The following is a 13,682-nucleotide window of genomic DNA, read 5'->3' on the forward strand; positions in this document are numbered from 1 at the left end:
TGTCAGGGCTTTTGTTGTATAAATCATTTTCGGATTAGAAGTTCTTACCAATCTTTTCCAATACTTCTGCTGGTATCTGATGCAGGTCTACCACTAAAAATCCATCCAAACAGTCTGAAAATTTAGGGTCAATATTGAAACAGATGATCTTGGCATTCAGGTTCATGTACTGCCTCAACAACACAGGAATCTTGATGTGCGAATTTTCAATATCACCAATCAAACCATCTAAATCTTTTAGCGATTCGCTGTTCTCTATCAATAAATCCGTATCAATGGGGGTAAGGTCGGCCTTAAATTTGTTTTTAGGTTTTACATAATGTGCCAGTTCGTAATCGAAATGGTTTTTGGTAATGTAATCCACAATCAACGATTTAGAAAACTTAGAAAAGTTGTTGCTGATACTTACTGGTCCAAACATGTACCTGTATTTTGGATTTTCTACCAGGTATTTCAAAATCCCTTTCCATAGCAAGAATAGGGGCAATGGTTTTTGCTGGTATTCTTTTCTAATTCAAGACTTGCCCAATTCTATCCCTTGCCTTAAGATAGGATAAAAAGGCTCCTTGATTTTAAACAACTCAGATAAATAAAAGCCTCTACGTCCCAACATGTTCAGGATCTCGTCGCCTTTACCAATGCGGTAAGCACCTACGATGTTTTGTTGGTCAGTATCCCAGATAAATAAATGGTTGTAATAGATGTCGTAATTGTCTAAGATCTATTTTTTTATTGGTGCCTTCTCCAACTTCCCTAAAAGTAATTTCTCGTAAACGGCCGATCTCTTAATATATTGGGGATACTTGCGGTAGGCGTGATGTAAACGTGGTAGTTTTTTTCTTCCCAAACCCTAAAACTTTCCAGTTTTTCGACCTCTTTTACAATAAGGTTACGGTCGGTTTCGGGTACAACCTGTTCAGGTTTTTTCTTTCTTTTAAAAAGACTGATCGGATTGAATAATTTTTTCTCTTCTTCTAGGCTTGTACCCAAAGCATAGGTTCTGGCTCTTAAAAAGTCAAGAAGGGTATTGGTATTGTTTTTATAAGAAACATCTTCGATCTTGATCGGTTTGCCAATGCGTACCTTGATGTTCAATCCCTGTTTGTTTAAAAACTCTGAAGGTAGTTTTGCAGTTCTTAAAGTTGGGTGGATAAAGCTCAATATATTGAACAGTACGCCATTGTTGCCGTGGAAGTAGATTGGTACCACCGGAACTTTTGCTTTGGCAATCAACTTGCCTACTACAGGATGCCACAACCTGTCTGTTACTTCTTGACTTTCCAGATTGAAAGTAGAAACCTCACCAGCAGGGAATATACCTAACGGTGTTCCACTTTTTAAGAGGTCGAATGTTGCTTTTAAGCCACTGATGCTAGAAGAGTGCTGCACATTCTCAAAAGGATTGACGGCGACAAAAAACTCGCTCAGGTTTGGTATCTTTTTAAGGATGAAGTTGACCATTACCTTGGCTTCTGGTCTAACCGTACACAAAAGCTTTACCAATGCCAAACCCTCTACACCACCGTAAGGATGGTTGGCAATGGCGATGAAACCACCAGTTTTAGGAATGTTTTTGAGGTCGTCTTCATCAAAATCTATGGTCACACCAATGGTCTCCAAAATCTTGTCTACAAACTCTAAACCGGCAAAATGTTCATTCTGTGAAAACACTTTATTGATATCGTTCAGCTTCATCACTTCCATCAATAAAGCCGCAAGACCCGGAACGCCCAGTTTGTCTATCTTGGTTGCTTTGGCAAATTCTTTTGTTGTTATGATCTTCATCTATGGCAGATTTTAAATTGTAAAGCAATCTCAAAAATAAGATTTATATTTATAGTACCTATGCTATCTATGAAAAATTGGTTAAATAACTACTTTGGCTTTACAAAGCGAGAGTACAATGGTTTATTGGTCTTAATGGCTATTTTATTGGCAATAAGTGCATTGCCTTATCTCTATTCGTCATTCTTGATAAAGAAGGAAAAAATCTCACCAGTTGAAAAAAATGCCCTTCAAAAACTCGTTTTTGTAAACCAGCAACAAGCCCAAAACCACTACACCAACATACGTACACAAATTGAGGATAATGAATCGACAGTCAATGCCCATTTATTTAAGTTTGATTCCAATCAGATTGATGGAACACAATGGCAACAATTAGGCCTTTCTGCAAAGCAGGCACAGGCTATCATTAACTACAGAAACAAAGGCGGCAGGTTTTATAAAACAGAAGATCTGCAGAAAATGTACACCATCTCTCCAAAAAAATATAAGGAGCTGGCCCCATATGTAGCAATTGCGAATAAGGAGCTAACCAATAGGTATGAAAACAAAGGTTATCCTGCTAAACCTATGTATGAGAAAAAGGAATTGATTATTGTTGAAATCAATGCTGCAGACACCCTTCAATTGGACGAAATCAAGGGAATAGGGGCAGCTTTTGCAAGGCGGATTGCTAAATACCGTGAGCGGTTGGGTGGTTTTTACAAAAAAGAACAGTTAATGGAGGTGTATGGCTTGGATAGCATCAAATTCAATGAAATAAAGGATCAGGTGAAGGTGAATGCAGCCAGTATCCGTAAGATCAATATCAATACTGCAGCATTTGATGACCTGAAAAACCATCCCTATCTCAAATACAAACAGATCAATGCAATCATTCAATACAGAAAGCAACACGGCAACTATCAGAACATTGAAGATTTAAAGAAAGTTGTTATCTTGAGCCCTCAAATAATCCAACAGCTAGCACCATACCTAACTTTCTAAAATGATCGAAGCAAAAATCAAACAGACCCTAAGAGATGTAATTGATTTCCCAAAACCTGGAATTGTATTTAAAGACATTACCCCTGTTTTAAAAGTACTCAATTATGCAGGGAAATCACCGAAGCTTTGAAGGCACAGTTGGTAGGGATGCAGATAGATGTGGTAGCCGGAATAGAAAGCAGGGGATTTTTGTTTGGACTGGCTTTGGCCCAGGCTTTAAATGTACCTTTTGTACCTATCCGCAAGGCAGGTAAGCTTCCTTACAAAACCATACAACAATCGTACGATTTGGAATATGGAAGTGCAACACTAGAAGTACATGAAGATGCCTTCACGGCTGGGCAAAATGTATTGACCACGACGACTTGCTTGCCACTGGAGGTACGGTAGTGGCCGCTTCTAAACTTGTTGAACAGTTGGAGGCAAAAGTTGTGGCCTATTCTTTTTTGATCAGCTTAGACTTTCTAAATGGTAGGGACAGGTTGACTTCTTTTTGCCCGCATACATTTTCTCTGGCCTCATTTTAGGTTTTTATCCTTGATTCGTGTCCTTGGTTTGTGTCTACACGAACCAAAGGTTTTTAATAAACTATGCTTGGAATGCCCGAAATAGATAGGTCAACGATTTTTTTTCAAAAAAAATAAAAAAATATTTCAGGTAAATTTCTCTGGCCTCTATTTAATGCAATAGGTTATTGAACCGAATACCAAAACATTCTACTTTTTAAGCAATTTGAATATGCTAAATCTGTTGTAATATTTGCTTATCATTGTCCCCAACCAAATATAAATCTTAAGAAACTGTTTAAAACCAAACGCTACATTAGCCAAGAGTTTAAGCAGTTTCTTTTTTTAAACACTACCCCATATATGAATACAGGCTTTAGCTTTGAAGTAGTAGAAAATCAAGAAATGATCAGGAAAATGGTGAGCGATTTTGCCGAAAAGAATATTCGCCAAAACGTAATGGAGTGGGATGAGGCCCAACATTTTCCAGTAGAAATCTTTAAACAATTAGGTGAGCTCGGACTGATGGGCGTACTTGTACCAGAGGCCTACGGAGGTTCTGGTTTTGGATATCAAGAATATGTAGATGTAATTGTAGAAGTTGCCAAGGTTTGCGGTTCAATCGGTTTATCTGTTGCGGCGCATAATTCGCTTTGTACAGGCCATATTTTGGCCTTTGGTAACGAAGAGCAAAAACTTAAATGGTTACCTAAGCTGGCAACAGCCGAATGGATTGGCGCTTGGGGTCTAACTGAAGCCAATACGGGCTCTGATGCCCTTCGTATGACCACTACAGCTGTATTAGACGGTGATGAATACGTGATCAACGGTGCTAAAAACTGGATTACCCATGGTAAATCTGGAGATGTGGCCGTCGTGATGGTACGTACGGGAGAAGCAGGTAGTTCTAAAGGGATATCAGCCATCGTGGTTGAACGTGGAACACCAGGTTTTACAGCCGGAAAAAAAGAGAATAAATTAGGGATGCGCGCATCAGAAACAACAGAAATGATTTTTGATAACTGTCGCGTACCTAAAGAAAATCTTTTAGGTAAAGAAGGCGATGGTTTTAAACAGGCCATGAAAGTTTTGGATGGTGGCAGGATCCTCCATTGCAGCTTTATCTTTAGGCATTGCAAAAGGAGCTTATTTGGCGGCAGTTGCTTATGCCAAAGAACGTCATCAATTTGGAGTGCCGATCGGCAAGTTTCCAAGGCATCAGCTTCAAGCTGGCCGATATGGCAACTGAAATAGAAGCTGCGGAACTGTTGATCCGTCAGGCTGCAGATCTGAAGAACCGTCATTTACCTATGACTAAAGAATCGGCAATGGCCAAATATTATGCATCAGAAGTTGCCGTAAGATGCGCAACCGAAGCCGTTCAGATTTTTGGAGGTTACGGTTATACCAAAGATTTCCCTGTTGAGAAATTCTATCGTGATAGTAAGCTTTGTACAATTGGAGAAGGAACCTCAGAGATCCAGAAGATTGTAATCGCAAGAGAGATCTTGAAATAGTCCTCATCACGTTGAATTGAATTCAACATTTTTCTAATAGTTAATAACCAAGCTGTAGCTTTTGCTACGGCTTTTTTGTTTTCTGGATTTTATTTTTTCGATAGGGGGGTAACAAAAACCAATCTTCATTGATATGCTAGTATAAAAGATGGCGAACGCCGAAAAGCCCAAATAGAGTAAGCATTATCAAAAAGGAGATGATCATGAAAAAATTAACTTTAACCGCAATCCTACTGATCAGTTGTTTGATCGCCTGTAAAAAGGATGGCGTTCAAAATACTTCAAAATTGGACCTATCAACATTTAATGCCAAGTTTTCAGTTCCAACCCAAAGTTTTAATGGTGTTGCCGGAACAGTGTTTAGTATTACGGGTTCAAAAGGTATTCAGCTGGATTTTCCGGCCAATGCATTTTTGGATGCCAGTGGAAATGCCGTAACAGGTAACATCAAATTGACTTTAAAAGAAGTGTTGAGTAAAAGGGATATCCTTTTATCCGGAAAGATGACAGCTGCCAATGGACAAGTATTGGTGTCGGGTGGTGAGTTCCAGATCTTGGCCTTCCAGAATGGACAACAATTGAAACTCAACCCAGCTGCTGACGTAAAAGCCAAAGTACCTACAACCTTAAGTACGGAACCAATGGACCTGTTCGAATTTAAAGGTACAACAGTTTCTGATAGTACTTGGATGTTTAACCAAAAGGCCCGCATTACCACTACACCAACTTACTATCAGTTTTCTTTACCAGGTTTTGGTTGGTTAAATTGTGATTACTTTTACAGTAGTCCATCTCCAAAAACCACCATTACAGCCAGCCCCGTTTATGCAGGTGTATCCCCAAGTATCAAAGAACAGCGTGCCTATCTGCTCTTTGATAACATCAACAGCGTAATCGGTTTGCCTTTTGAAGCCTCGGTCAACAAACACCAATCTTATCTGAACTCTATCCCCTTGGGCCTAACAGGTAAACTGGTCATTATATCGGTTGGTATAGACGACACTATCTATTTTGGATATAGCAGTTTTACAGTAACCAATGGTCTGCACATCAATGTTGCTGTTGCGGCGGCAGACCAAGCAACCATCGATGCTTTTTTAAGCACGGTCAATTAAAGCTTTTTCGTTTTAAGGTTATATAATAGTGAGGAGTGGCCCTTAGCATTTGCTGGGGTCGCTTTTTTAAGGCCTATTGAGGCACTTCACGCATACTGACAATGCTGTCTACTACATACACGTTAAAGCCCCGCCAAGGTAGGGTGCCTTTGTATTCTTTATAATGGAGTTCAAAAGTTTTGCCACTGTTCTCCATCATTTTTTAGCAACAGCTTCATCGGAAACCGAAAACTCAAACTCGTTAGATTGTACAGTGCCAGTCTGTTTTGACCTAATTCCAGATTGGATCAATTTGCCTTCATAGGTTTTAAAGAGATAACCTTTTTTTACGATATAGTTCAGGTCGCCGGCTTTAACACCTTCGCCAAATACAAAGTAATATCTATAATAGATGACTACACCTAGAACCAGTATAATGATCAAACTTCCAATTGCGATGATTTTCTTTCCTGTTGTCATGATATGTAAATGAGGTATTTAAAAGTACTAAAAGAAAAATAAGGAAAGTGCTTTTGACCATTAAATTTAAGGTATCTATCTATTTTAAGCTTTTGGTTAGACTTTGTTTGGGAGAGTTGACATTTATTTGTGCATAATTTTAGAAAAAACTTTCTCTCTTTCAATATTTTACCTACATTTGCATCCCCAAGTAAAACAAGGGATTTAAAAACAACGAGAGGAGGTATTTCAACGTTATGATCATTATTAACATTAAAGACGGCGAATCATTAGATAAAGCGCTTAAACGTTTCAAGAAAAAATTTGAAAAAACTGGTGTATTAAGAGAATTACGTAGCCGCCAAGCTTACGAGAAAAAATCCGTAGCTCGTCGTACAGAAATTAAACACGCTGTTTACATTCAGAACATGAACCAAGAAGGAACACTATAGTTCTAACTTGTTTAAATAGATCAAAACGTTCCGATAATCATCGGGACGTTTTTTTTGTCAAAAAATTAATTGGACTTGCTATTTTTTGTATATTCACAAACTACCTAACCAAAGCGGCTTATGATTAGCAGTTTCTTAATCTATTTGCAACACGAAAAGCGCTACTCGCCACACACTATACAATCTTATCGTACAGATTTATTACAGTTTGAAGCGTTTTTGCAAAAAGATTTTGAACTCACGGCCATCGAGGCCAAAGCAACCCATGTGCGTAGTTTCATGGTGTATCTGTTAGATTGATCAGATTTCTGCAAATGCCATTGGCAGAAAAATCTCTACGTTGCGTAGCTTTTATAAATATCTGCTCACAGAGAAAAAAATTGCTGTCGACCCCATGGTGTTGATCAAAGCACCGAAAGTTCCGAAACGTTTACCAGTTTTCATTGAAGAAACCAAGATGGACCTGTTGTTGGACAGTGGAGAGATCTTCGATGAAAGTTTCTCTTCACAAAGAGACAAGATAATTTTGGAACTGCTTTTTGGAACTGGAATACGTTTAGCAGAATTATTACAGTTGGATGATGCAGACATTAATTTCTACGAATCGACCATTAAAGTTCTGGGTAAGAGAAACAAAGAGCGCATCATACCTGTTCATAAGGTATTGGTTGAGCAACTAAAAGCCTACCTTTCGTTAAAATCGATGCAGAAATTTAATAACAAAAGCACTACCTTAATCGTTACCAATACAGGCACTGCAGCTTACCCGAAACTCGTGTATCGGATTGTGCATCGTTATTTGACATTAATATCAACACAAGACAAAAAGAGCCCACATGTATTAAGGCATTCGTTTGCCAGTAGTCTGCTAAATCGTGGGGCAGACCTCAATGCAATCAAAGAGTTTTTGGGACATGCAAGTTTAGCAGCTACGCAGGTGTATACCCATAATTCAATAGAACGCTTAAAATCTATATATAAACAAGCCCATCCAAAGGCATAAAAAAGGAGGAAAAATGAAAATTAGAGTACAGTCGATCCATTTCAATGCGGACAAGAAATTATTAGAATTCATTCAGAAGAAAGTAGATAAATTAGATCAGTTTTTCGATCAGATCATAGGTGGGGAGGTTTATTTGAAGTTAGAAAATGTTGAAGATGAGGAAAATAAGATATCAGAGATTAAATTAATGGTTCCAGGTATGACTCTTTTCGCCAAAGAGCAGTGTAAATCGTTCGAAGAAGCGACAGATTTGGCAATTGAATCACTAAAAAAGCAAATTACGAAACATAAAGATAAAACTCGTGCAAAATTAAGCGAGCACAAAGCCATCCTAAACGCAGATGAAGTAGCTGATTATTAGGGTGATATTTTTAAGATACAATTCAATAAGATTTAGCGGGCCACAACCCGCTAAATTTTTTTTAAAATAAATTTTTTTCAAAGATTAATTTTTGTAGATTTGCATTCCATTTCGGAAGGGGCGTTGGTCCAGAAAGAAATGGATGTTCTATGAAAGATTAAATTATTATAAAATACGTCTGTTTTTACTGATGTATCATATAAGCCTCCTTAGCTCAGCTGGTAGAGCAACTGACTTGTAATCAGTAGGTCATTGGTTCGATTCCGATAGGAGGCTCTTTTAATTTTTAGACTTAGCGATAAGTTGACGAAGTTAGAAGCGGGGAGATACCAGAGTGGCCAAATGGGACAGACTGTAACTCTGTTGTCGCGAGACTTCGAAGGTTCGAATCCTTCTCTCCCCACCAAGTAGTTAACAGCTTGCAGTTTAAAGTTCTCAGTTAGTTTAACTGGAAACTGAAAACCGCGGACTGAAAATTAGAAAGCGGAAGTAGCTCAGTTGGTAGAGCGATAGCCTTCCAAGCTATAGGTCGCGAGTTCGAACCTCGTCTTCCGCTCAATGGGCAAGTTAGCAAAGAATGGTTATTAGGGTTTACCCGTAGTAACTATAATCTGAAAACTAAAAAGCCGACTTAGCTCAGCGGTAGAGCACTTCCTTGGTAAGGAAGAGGTCATGGGTTCAATTCCCATAGTTGGCTCAAAAAGAATAAAAAATAAATACTTTGTTAAATCTGTTGTTTATACAGAATGAACAAGGTTTTTTGTATTGAAATTGTATCAAAACAATAAATAAATAAAAAAGTTAACCTACTAATAAGTATAAAAACATGGCAAAAGAAAAGTTTGACCGCAGCAAGCCGCACTTAAACATCGGCACTATCGGTCACGTTGACCACGGTAAAACAACCTTAACAGCAGCTATCACTAAAGTGTTATCTGATGCTGGTTTATCTGAGGCGCGTTCATTTGATTCGATTGACTCTGCTCCAGAGGAAAAAGAAAGAGGTATCACAATTAACACAGCTCACGTTGAGTATTCAACAGCTAACCGTCACTATGCACACGTTGACTGTCCAGGTCACGCGGATTACGTGAAAAACATGGTTACTGGTGCTGCTCAAATGGACGGTGCTATTATCGTGGTTGCAGCTACAGATGGTCCAATGCCACAAACTCGCGAGCACATTCTATTGGCTCGTCAGGTAGGTGTACCTTCATTAGTTGTTTTCATGAACAAAGTGGATATGGTGGATGACTCTGAGTTACTAGAACTAGTAGAGATGGAAGTTCGTGAATTATTATCTTTCTATGAATTCCCTGGTGATGATATCCCTGTAATTCAAGGTTCGGCTCTTGGTGGCTTGAACGGCGATCCAAAATGGGTTGGAAAAATTATGGAATTAATGGCAGCTGTTGATAGCTATATTCCAATTCCTCCACGTTTGACTGATCTTCCATTCTTGATGCCTGTTGAAGATGTATTCTCGATCACTGGTCGTGGTACTGTAGCAACTGGTCGTATCGAGCGTGGTCAAATCAACTCTGGAGGATCCAGTTGAGATCTTAGGTATGGGTGCTGAGAACTTAAAATCTACAGTAACTGGTGTTGAGATGTTCCGTAAGATCCTTGATTATGGTGAGGCTGGTGATAACGTAGGTTTATTGTTACGTGGTATTGAGAAAACTGATATCCGTCGTGGTATGGTAATCTGTAAACCAGGTTCAGTAACTCCTCACACTGATTTCAAAGCTGAGATTTATGTATTGTCAAAAGCAGAAGGTGGACGTCACACTCCATTCTTTAACAAATACCGTCCTCAATTCTATTTCCGTACCACAGACGTAACTGGTGAGATTTCACTAGCTGAAGGTACTGAGATGGTAATGCCAGGTGATAACGTAACGATCACTGTAAAATTGATCAACGCTATCGCAATGGAAAAAGGTCTACGTTTCGCTATCCGTGAAGGTGGTAGAACAGTAGGTGCTGGTCAGGTAACTGAAATCCTTAAATAAGGAAATACAAAATAAATTCAATTAGCTAATTAGCAAATTCGCTGATTAGCTAATTGTGTCTACGGGAATAGTTCAATGGTAGAATAGAGGTCTCCAAAACCTTTGATCAGGGTTCGAATCCTTGTTCCCGTGCATAAAAAATATAAATATGGCTAGTGTAGTTCAATTTATCAAAGAATCGTACGAAGAAATGACCCAAAAGGTTACTTGGCCTACTTGGGGTGAATTGCAAAATTCTGCAGTATTGGTTTTAGTAGCTTCATTAATTATTGCAGTAGTGATATTTGCAATGGATAAAGGGGCTACCTATGTATTAGAAACTTTTTATAAATCACTTTCAAATTAATATTACTAGATGAACGATCAGTTAAAGTGGTATGTAGTTAGAGCAGTAAGTGGTAAAGAGAAGAAAGTAAAACAGTATATCGATTCTGAAATTAGCCGTTTAGGTTTTTCTCATCTGGTACCTCAAGTATTGATTCCTATGGAAAAATACTACCAAATGAAAGAGGGTAAGAAAATTGCCAAAGAACGTAACTTTTATCCAGGTTATGTGTTGATTGAGGCAATTTTAGATGGTGAGTTAGAACATATTATCAAAGGTATCAATAGTGTAATTGGATTTTTAGGCGATAAAGCTGGAAATCCTATTCCGATGCGTCAAGCAGAAGTTAACCGTATTTTAGGTAAGGTTGATGAAATGAGCCAACAAGGTGAAACCATGAACATCGCTTATTATGTAGGCGAGAACGTTAAAGTAATGGATGGGCCGTTCAATGGTTTTACTGGAGTAATTGAAGAAGTGAACGAAGAAAAGAAAAAATTAAAAGTGATGGTTAAGATTTTTGGTCGTAAAACACCGTTGGAACTTAACTACATGCAAGTAGAAAAAGAATAAGAATTTATTTTCGATGATATTTGCAAAAGCTTTCCTCCAAAGGGAAAGCTTTTGTTTGTTTAAACAATTAGGGATTTTGTTGCTAATTTCTTAATCCCAATAGTAAAGAAAGCACTTTTACGGATACTTACCTACCAGCTTTGAACATCGATAGGTCATTAATTTTGCAATGAAATATGTTGGGTTTGGTAGGCGAAGCAGACAATGAAGCAGATGAAATGGCTGTTCATAAAATATATTTTACCTAATCTATTGTAAGCCTGAGAGATTATTCATATCTTTGCAATCCTTTTGGTTTTATGTGGAGTGGTAAATGGGTTAAAAGAGGCTTAGGTTTCAATTCTCACATTTCAATTCTCATACCGCTAAAGGGAATCAAAATGTTACATGCTTCCAATATTTAACATTGAGTATTACAATTAACAAATCAGAAAATGGCAAAAGAAGTCGGTGCACTTGTTAAATTACAAATCAAAGGCGGAGCTGCAAACCCATCACCACCAGTAGGACCTGCATTGGGTGCTAAAGGTGTTAATATCATGGAGTTTTGTAAACAATTCAATGCTCGTACCCAAGATAAGCCAGGTAAAGTATTACCAGTTGTGATTACTGTATATGTGGACAAGTCTTTCGAATTCATCATCAAAACCCCTCCTGTGGCTATTCAATTATTGGATGCTACTAAATTAACGAGTGGTTCTGCTGAGCCCAACCGTAAGAAAGTTGGTTCGGTGACTTGGGATCAAGTTAAGTCAATTGCTGAAGATAAGATGACTGATTTAAATGCTTTCACTATCGAATCTGCTATGAAAATGGTAGCAGGAACAGCACGCAGTATGGGAATTACCGTTAGCGGTGATGCACCTTGGACAAATTAATTAACAAAAAACAGTTTACAACAGTGGCGAAATTAACAAAAAATCAAAAACTGGCACACGCTAAACTAGAAATCGGTAAATCGTATTCTTTACAGGATGCGGCTGCTTTGGTAAAAGAGATCACTACAACTAAATTTGATGCATCGGTTGATATCGATGTAAGTTTAGGTGTAAGTCACGTAAAGCCAATCAAATGGTACGTGGTATTGCTACTTTACCTCATGGTACAGGTAAAACTGTACGTGTTTTAGTACTTTGTACTCCTGACAAGGAAGAAGAGGCTAAAGCTGCAGGAGCAGATTTCGTAGGTTTAGACGAATATGTGGCTAAGATTGAAGGTGGTTGGACAGATGTTGACATTATTATCACTACTCCTGCTTGTATGGCAAAGGTAGGTAAGTTGGGCCGAGTTTTAGGTCCACGTAACCTTATGCCAAACCCAAAATCAGGTACAGTAACCAACGAAGTTGGTAAAGCTGTAACTGACGTAAAAGGCGGTAAGATTGATTTTAAAGTTGACAAAACTGGTATCATCCATGCTTCAATAGGAAAAGTATCATTCTCAGCAGAGAAAATATATGAAAATGCGTTGGAAGTTCTTCAAACGATTTCAAAATTAAAACCTTCTGCTGCAAAAGGAACTTATTTTAAAAGCATTCACGTGTCTTCTACAATGAGTCCTGGAATTGCAATCGAAACTAAATCAGTAGCGGGGATCTAATTATGAACAGAGAAGAAAAACAAGAAGTAGTTTTAGCTCTACAAGAGAAAATGCAAGAGTATGGCAATTTTTATATTGCTGATACCTCAGGCTTATCTGTTGAGAAAGTAAATAACATCCGTCGCAAATGTTTCGAAAGCGGTATCGAAATGAAAGTTGCAAAAAATACATTGATCAAAATTGCGATCGATGGATTAGAAGGCGACTCATCTGAGATATTCGCAGCATTAAAAGGTCAATCAGCCTTATTGTTTTCGAAAGTAGGTAATGGTCCAGCTAAGCTGATCAAAAGCCTTAGAAAAGGAAAAGGCGAGGATAAACCTCAACTGAAAGCAGCTTATATCGATTCAGCAATATTCGTTGGTGATAACCACCTAGATTCATTAGTAAGTCTTAAATCAAGAGAAGAACTTATTGGCGAAATCGTTGGTCTATTACAATCACCAGCTAAAAATGTTATTTCGGCATTGCAGTCTGGCGGTGGAAAAATTGCAGGTATTGTTAAAACACTACAGGAAAGAGGTTAACGAACACCTAAAGTTCGATATTAAACAAAATTATTTTTACGTAAATTTTTAAAATCTTAATAAAATGGCAGATTTAAAAGCGTTTGCTGAGCAATTGGTAAACTTAACAGTTAAAGAAGTTAATGAATTAGCTCAAATCTTAAAAGACGAGTATGGTATTGAACCAGCTGCTGCGGCAGTTGCTGTTGCTGCACCTGCTGGTGGTTCTGATGCTCCTGCAGCGGAAGAAAAATCTACTTTCGATGTAATCTTGAAAGAAGCTGGTGGTCAGAAATTAGCAGTTGTAAAATTAGTTAAAGACTTAACTGGTTTAGGTTTGAAAGAAGCTAAAGACTTAGTAGACGGTGCACCAAAAGAATTGAAATCAGGTGTTGCTAAAGACGAAGCAGAAGCTTTGAAAAAACAATTAGAAGAAGCTGGAGCTGTAGTTGAGATTAAGTAATCACTTAATTTTAACGAACCTTTAAGAAAAGACTCCG

16 protein-coding genes, 5 tRNA genes and 4 pseudogenes are annotated in these 13,682 nt (G+C 38.1%); 22 read left to right on the forward strand and 3 right to left on the reverse strand.

What is annotated here, in order from left to right; translation table 11 throughout:
• Positions 1-34: 34 nt before the first annotated feature.
• Positions 35-1,785 (reverse strand): annotated as a pseudogene (locus ACFJIZ_RS22010) (lysophospholipid acyltransferase family protein).
• 69 nt (positions 1,786-1,854) lie between these two features.
• Between ACFJIZ_RS22010 and ACFJIZ_RS22015 the strand changes: the two are divergent.
• From ACFJIZ_RS22015 to ACFJIZ_RS22040, 6 genes and pseudogenes are all read left to right on the forward strand, one after another.
• Positions 1,855-2,772 carry a ComEA family DNA-binding protein gene (locus ACFJIZ_RS22015; protein ID WP_379089174.1) on the forward strand — a complete coding sequence of 306 codons (918 nt, stop codon included), beginning with the start codon at positions 1,855-1,857 and terminating at the stop codon, positions 2,770-2,772.
• Position 2,773: 1 nt separating this feature from the next.
• Entirely contained in the window at positions 2,774-2,902 is a 129-nt protein-coding gene (locus ACFJIZ_RS22020; protein ID WP_379089177.1) for a hypothetical protein, read from the forward strand.
• Complete coding sequence (locus tag ACFJIZ_RS22025; protein WP_379089180.1) at positions 2,899-3,162, forward strand: hypothetical protein; 264 nt, start codon at positions 2,899-2,901, stop codon at positions 3,160-3,162. Before ACFJIZ_RS22020 ends, ACFJIZ_RS22025 begins: the two co-directional genes overlap by 4 nt.
• The gene (locus ACFJIZ_RS22030) at positions 3,138-3,299 is read left to right on the forward strand and encodes a hypothetical protein (RefSeq protein ID WP_379089183.1); all 162 of its coding nucleotides are present in this window, start codon (positions 3,138-3,140) and stop codon (positions 3,297-3,299) included. Before ACFJIZ_RS22025 ends, ACFJIZ_RS22030 begins: the two co-directional genes overlap by 25 nt.
• 342 nt (positions 3,300-3,641) lie before the next feature.
• Positions 3,642-4,795 (forward strand): annotated as a pseudogene (locus ACFJIZ_RS22035) (acyl-CoA dehydrogenase family protein).
• Between the two features lie 203 nt (positions 4,796-4,998).
• Complete coding sequence (locus tag ACFJIZ_RS22040; RefSeq protein ID WP_379089186.1) at positions 4,999-5,910, forward strand: hypothetical protein; 912 nt, start codon at positions 4,999-5,001, stop codon at positions 5,908-5,910.
• Positions 5,911-5,983: 73 nt separating this feature from the next.
• On the opposite strand, the gene ACFJIZ_RS22045 is transcribed toward ACFJIZ_RS22040, so the two are convergent.
• Entirely contained in the window at positions 5,984-6,109 is a 126-nt protein-coding gene (locus ACFJIZ_RS22045) for a hypothetical protein (RefSeq protein WP_379089189.1), read from the reverse strand.
• Positions 6,106-6,369, reverse strand: a complete 264-nt coding sequence (locus tag ACFJIZ_RS22050; protein ID WP_379089192.1) for a hypothetical protein — start codon at positions 6,367-6,369, stop codon at positions 6,106-6,108. The genes ACFJIZ_RS22045 and ACFJIZ_RS22050 overlap by 4 nt, the downstream gene beginning before the upstream one ends.
• Positions 6,370-6,605: 236 nt before the next feature.
• Here ACFJIZ_RS22050 and rpsU point away from each other — a divergent pair, with 236 nt between their 5' ends.
• From rpsU to rplL, 16 genes and pseudogenes are all read left to right on the forward strand, one after another.
• Positions 6,606-6,800, forward strand: a complete 195-nt coding sequence (rpsU, locus tag ACFJIZ_RS22055; protein WP_055132547.1) for a 30S ribosomal protein S21 — start codon at positions 6,606-6,608, stop codon at positions 6,798-6,800.
• A 120-nt stretch (positions 6,801-6,920) separates the two neighbouring features.
• On the forward strand, positions 6,921-7,100 hold the full coding sequence (locus ACFJIZ_RS22060; protein WP_379089195.1) for a site-specific integrase: 180 nt from the start codon (positions 6,921-6,923) through the stop codon (positions 7,098-7,100).
• A gap of 40 nt (positions 7,101-7,140) precedes the next feature.
• Positions 7,141-7,803 carry a tyrosine-type recombinase/integrase gene (locus ACFJIZ_RS22065; RefSeq protein WP_379089198.1) on the forward strand — a complete coding sequence of 221 codons (663 nt, stop codon included), beginning with the start codon at positions 7,141-7,143 and terminating at the stop codon, positions 7,801-7,803.
• Between the two features lie 13 nt (positions 7,804-7,816).
• The gene (hpf, locus tag ACFJIZ_RS22070) at positions 7,817-8,164 is read left to right on the forward strand and encodes a ribosome hibernation-promoting factor, HPF/YfiA family (RefSeq protein WP_379089201.1); all 348 of its coding nucleotides are present in this window, start codon (positions 7,817-7,819) and stop codon (positions 8,162-8,164) included.
• A gap of 203 nt (positions 8,165-8,367) precedes the next feature.
• Positions 8,368-8,440 (forward strand) — tRNA-Thr (locus tag ACFJIZ_RS22075).
• A gap of 44 nt (positions 8,441-8,484) precedes the next feature.
• Positions 8,485-8,570 (forward strand) — tRNA-Tyr (locus ACFJIZ_RS22080).
• A gap of 77 nt (positions 8,571-8,647) precedes the next feature.
• Positions 8,648-8,720: transfer RNA gene (locus tag ACFJIZ_RS22085), tRNA-Gly, on the forward strand.
• A gap of 69 nt (positions 8,721-8,789) precedes the next feature.
• Positions 8,790-8,861 (forward strand) — tRNA-Thr (locus ACFJIZ_RS22090).
• A 129-nt stretch (positions 8,862-8,990) separates the two neighbouring features.
• Positions 8,991-10,179: pseudogene (gene tuf, locus ACFJIZ_RS22095) on the forward strand (elongation factor Tu).
• A gap of 61 nt (positions 10,180-10,240) precedes the next feature.
• Positions 10,241-10,311, forward strand: a tRNA-Trp gene (locus ACFJIZ_RS22100).
• A 16-nt stretch (positions 10,312-10,327) separates the two neighbouring features.
• Positions 10,328-10,525, forward strand: a complete 198-nt coding sequence (secE, locus tag ACFJIZ_RS22105; RefSeq protein WP_379089204.1) for a preprotein translocase subunit SecE — start codon at positions 10,328-10,330, stop codon at positions 10,523-10,525.
• Positions 10,526-10,534: 9 nt separating this feature from the next.
• Positions 10,535-11,077, forward strand: a complete 543-nt coding sequence (gene nusG, locus ACFJIZ_RS22110) for a transcription termination/antitermination protein NusG (protein WP_055132257.1) — start codon at positions 10,535-10,537, stop codon at positions 11,075-11,077.
• Positions 11,078-11,511: 434 nt separating this feature from the next.
• Complete coding sequence (gene rplK, locus ACFJIZ_RS22115; RefSeq protein ID WP_090994168.1) at positions 11,512-11,955, forward strand: 50S ribosomal protein L11; 444 nt, start codon at positions 11,512-11,514, stop codon at positions 11,953-11,955.
• 23 nt (positions 11,956-11,978) lie between these two features.
• Positions 11,979-12,676 (forward strand): annotated as a pseudogene (gene rplA, locus ACFJIZ_RS22120) (50S ribosomal protein L1).
• A 2-nt stretch (positions 12,677-12,678) separates the two neighbouring features.
• Entirely contained in the window at positions 12,679-13,203 is a 525-nt protein-coding gene (gene rplJ, locus ACFJIZ_RS22125; protein WP_055132254.1) for a 50S ribosomal protein L10, read from the forward strand.
• Positions 13,204-13,267: 64 nt separating this feature from the next.
• Positions 13,268-13,645 carry a 50S ribosomal protein L7/L12 gene (rplL, locus tag ACFJIZ_RS22130; RefSeq protein ID WP_379089208.1) on the forward strand — a complete coding sequence of 126 codons (378 nt, stop codon included), beginning with the start codon at positions 13,268-13,270 and terminating at the stop codon, positions 13,643-13,645.
• The last annotated feature ends 37 nt before the right edge of the window (positions 13,646-13,682 follow it).

This window comes from Pedobacter sp. UC225_65 (assembly GCF_042698365.1).
Taxonomy (GTDB): Bacteria; Bacteroidota; Bacteroidia; order Sphingobacteriales; family Sphingobacteriaceae; genus Pedobacter.